Below are 3,345 nucleotides of genomic sequence, written 5' to 3'. Positions count from 1 at the left end.
GGGAAGGCCACCTGCCCCGAATGGTTGCGCAGGTTTTCCGCCCGTTTGGTGAGCAGAACCGTGGCGTCGCGTCCGTGATCGACCACCGGGATCAGCACGGCGGCATCGCGCAGGGCCTTCGCGAGCTTCAAACGCGGATGGCCGGGATTGAAGCGATGGTCGCCGTAGTCGTCTGCGGCATGCGCCAGCGGCTGTGCCGCGACGCGGGCGCGAAAATCCTCGACGGAAAACGGCACCGGCGTCACCTGATCCATCATACGCTGCCCCATCACGCGCTCAGCCGCTGCAGTTTTTCCGCCGGCATGATCGGATAGACCGCGCCCTTCGAGCGAACGGCAAACATCCTCCTGCCGCCGACCTCGATCTCTTCGCCATGCTCGACCAGTTCGTACATGACCGGCCGCGCCACCAGCGCCTCCAGCCGTCCGCGCACCAGCACATAGGGTTTCAGGCCACCGGTCGCGTCCTCGTCGATGAAACGCAGCGGATGGTCCGGCCCGGCCTCGATCACATCGCCGACATTGGTGCGGAAGGTGATGACTTGGCCATCGCCGGTGCTGGAAACGTCCATCTCGACGGCGATGAAGGGCGCATCGACGACGCGGATGCCGACCCTTTCTACCGGCGTCACCAGATACGTCTTGCCGTCTTCGTCCTTGCGCAGCACGGAGGAAAACAGCTGCACCAGCGGCATGCGGCCGATCGGTGTGCCCTGGTAGAACCAGGTGCCGTCCTCTCTGATCTCCATGTCGAGATCCCCGCAAAAGGCCGGATTCCAGCGCTCCACCGGCGCCGGTCCCTTGCCTGCGCGGGGGGCACGCGAGATCAGCGCCTCCAGTCCACGCGCCTCGGTGGCGGCCGTCAAACTCTCTTCACGATCCTCGGCGCGTTCTGTCATGGTCACGAAATAGTCACTGTTGTTCCGCTTGTCAGCCTAAGTCTGTGATTTAAGTTCAAAGACAGGCGCCATGCGAGGCCGAATCGCGGCATTCTGCGGCGTCGAAGGTGCAAGCCGGTATTTCCAACGAGAAGGATCGATGCTGCATGAGCGTGATGATCAAGGAAAGCCCGATCAGCGAAAAGGATATGATTGACCAGGCCGAGACGGCGCTGGCCGACATTTCCAGGGTTCGCGAAGGCGTCGGCCGCGTCATCTTCGGCCAGGAAAGCGTCGTCGAACGCACGCTGGTGGCGCTGCTGGCCGGTGGCCATGCGCTGCTGGTCGGCGTGCCCGGCCTCGCCAAGACCAAGCTGGTCGAGACGCTGGGCATCGTGCTCGGTCTCGATTCCCGCCGCATCCAGTTCACGCCCGACCTGATGCCGTCCGACATTCTCGGCTCAGAGGTGATGGAGCAGGACGAATTCGGTAGGCGTTCCTTCCGCTTCATCTCCGGGCCGATCTTCGCGCAGCTGCTGATGGCCGACGAGATCAACCGCGCCTCGCCGCGCACCCAGTCGGCGCTGCTGCAGTCGATGCAGGAGTACCACGTCACCATCGCCGGTGCCCGCCACGACCTGCCGGCGCCCTTCCATGTGCTGGCGACGCAGAACCCGCTGGAGCAGGAGGGCACCTACCCGCTGCCCGAGGCACAGCTCGACCGTTTCCTGATGCAGGTCGACATCCTCTACCCGGAAATTGAGGCGGAGCGCCGCATTCTTCTGGAAACCACCGGCATCGAAGACGCCAAGGCGCAGAACGTGCTGCAGCCGGCGCGGCTGAAGGAGATCCAGACCCTGATCCGCCGCATGCCGGTGCCGGAAAGCGTCGTCGAGGCGATCCTCCAGCTGGTGCGCTCGGCGCGCCCCGGCCAGGGCAATGCCGAGACCGACAAGCACGTCGCCTGGGGCCCGGGCCCGCGCGCCAGCCAGGCGCTGACACTGTGCGCCCGCGCGCGCGCCCTCTACGACGGACGGCTGGCGCCGTCGGTCGACGATGTCAGAGCGCTGGCCGAGCCGGTGCTGCAACACCGCATGGCGCTGACCTTTGCCGCCCGTGCCGAGGGCACGACCGTGCGCGACGTGGTGGCGAAACTGGCAAAAGGCATCTGATGGCGCGTATAGGCGAGGCCCAAGCACCGGCAGCGACGCGTGACGCGCTCGCCCGCGGCCGGTTGCGGGCGTCGCTGGTCCCTGACCTGCTGGTCGAGGCGCGCCGCATCGTCAACACGGTGATCGCCGGCTGGCACGGCCGTCGCAAGCGCGGCATCGGCGAGAATTTCTGGCAGTTCCGGCCCTATGTCGAAGGCGATTCCTCGCGCATCGACTGGCGCCGCTCGGCCCGCGACGATCACATCTATGTGCGCGACCGCGAATGGGAGGCCGCCCATACGGTGTGGCTGTGGGCAGATCCCTCGCCTTCCATGCTCTACAAATCGACCGGTGCCACCGTCTCGAAGGAGTCCCGCGCGCTGGTGCTGGCGCTGGCCATGGCCGAGCTTCTGTCGCGCAGCGGCGAGCGTATCGCCTGGCCCGGACTGACCGATCCGTTCACTGCCCGCAACGGCGCCGAGCGTATCGCGGCGCAACTCACCCATGCCGGCGAGCTTCCGGCAAAGCCCGACCTGTCCGCCATCCGCCGCTTCTGCGACATCGTCATCGTCAGCGATTTCCTCGATCCGGTCGAGGACACCATCGCCTGGCTCGACGTGCTCGCCCGCCACGGCGTGCGTGCCCATCTGATCGAGGTCGCCGACCCGGCCGAGGAGAGATTTCCCTATGCCGGTCGCACCGAATTCACCGACCCCGAGACCGGCGACAAGCTGACCGCCGGCCGCGCCGAAACGCTGGGCGATGAATACCGCCTGCTTTACACCGCCCGCCGCCAGGAACTGACCGACTGGTGCAAGCGGCTCGGCTGGAGCTTCACCGTCAACCACACCGACCGTCTCGCCTCCGATGCGCTGGTGCGTGTCCATATGGCGATGACCGTCGATGGCAGCTCAGCCGGGAGGGTCCGCGCGTGAGCTGGCTGCCGCTCTCCTTCGGGGCGCCGATGGTGCTGTGGGGCCTTCTGGCACTGCCGGTGATCTGGTGGCTTTTGCGGTTTACCCCGCCCAAGCCGCAGACCGAGATATTCCCGCCGCTGAAGATCCTGGCCCGCGTGCTGAAGCGCGAGGAGACGCCGCAACAAAGCCCGTGGTGGCTGACGCTGCTCAGGCTGCTGATGGCCGCCCTTATCGTTGCGGCGCTGGCCGAACCTGTCTTCAACCCGCGCGAAAGACTGCCGGCCGAAGGCGCCGCCCTTGCGCTGGTCATCGACAATGACTGGGCAAGTGCCGCCGACTGGGGTCAGCGTGTCGCCACTGCCGAACGGCTGATCGCCGATGCCAGCTCCAACGACGTGCC

Annotated in this window: 4 protein-coding genes and 1 pseudogene; 3 read left to right on the top strand and 2 right to left on the bottom strand. The window is 66.5% G+C overall.

The features are described 5' to 3' along the window. Together E5W87_RS04580 and E5W87_RS04575 are read right to left on the bottom strand one after the other, a co-directional pair. Positions 1-254, bottom strand: a pseudogene (locus E5W87_RS04580) (CoA pyrophosphatase); the annotation flags it as partial. A 14-nt stretch (positions 255-268) separates the two neighbouring features. After that, positions 269-898, bottom strand: coding sequence for a DUF1285 domain-containing protein (locus E5W87_RS04575; RefSeq protein ID WP_292394556.1), 630 nt, complete (start codon positions 896-898; stop codon positions 269-271). A gap of 146 nt (positions 899-1,044) precedes the next feature. Here E5W87_RS04575 and E5W87_RS04570 point away from each other — a divergent pair, with 146 nt between their 5' ends. The 3 genes from E5W87_RS04570 to E5W87_RS04560 form a co-directional block, all read left to right on the top strand. Then, positions 1,045-2,049 (top strand): MoxR family ATPase, encoded by a 1,005-nt coding sequence (locus tag E5W87_RS04570; protein ID WP_292394455.1) that lies wholly within the window; start codon positions 1,045-1,047, stop codon positions 2,047-2,049. After that, positions 2,049-2,963 carry a DUF58 domain-containing protein gene (locus E5W87_RS04565; protein WP_292394453.1) on the top strand — a complete coding sequence of 305 codons (915 nt, stop codon included), beginning with the start codon at positions 2,049-2,051 and terminating at the stop codon, positions 2,961-2,963. Before E5W87_RS04570 ends, E5W87_RS04565 begins: the two co-directional genes overlap by 1 nt. Continuing rightward, the coding region (locus E5W87_RS04560; RefSeq protein ID WP_292394451.1) for a BatA domain-containing protein at positions 2,960-3,345 on the top strand (386 nt) is incomplete at its 3' end. The genes E5W87_RS04565 and E5W87_RS04560, both read left to right, overlap by 4 nt.

This window comes from Mesorhizobium sp. (assembly GCF_004962925.1).
GTDB lineage: Bacteria > Pseudomonadota > Alphaproteobacteria > Rhizobiales > Rhizobiaceae > Mesorhizobium.
Note: the sequence above shows the minus strand (reverse complement) of the source record. Positions and strands in the feature narration are given on the sequence as shown.

Bases quoted from the DNA above. Each gene is read 5' to 3' on its own strand.
- E5W87_RS04565 (WP_292394453.1), top strand. From the start codon at position 2,049: ATGGCGCGTATAGGCGAGGCCCAAGCACCGGCAGCGACGCGTGACGCG.
- E5W87_RS04575 (WP_292394556.1), bottom strand. From the start codon at position 898: ATGACAGAACGCGCCGAGGATCGTGAAGAGAGTTTGACGGCCGCCACC.
- E5W87_RS04570 (WP_292394455.1), top strand. From the start codon at position 1,045: ATGAGCGTGATGATCAAGGAAAGCCCGATCAGCGAAAAGGATATGATT.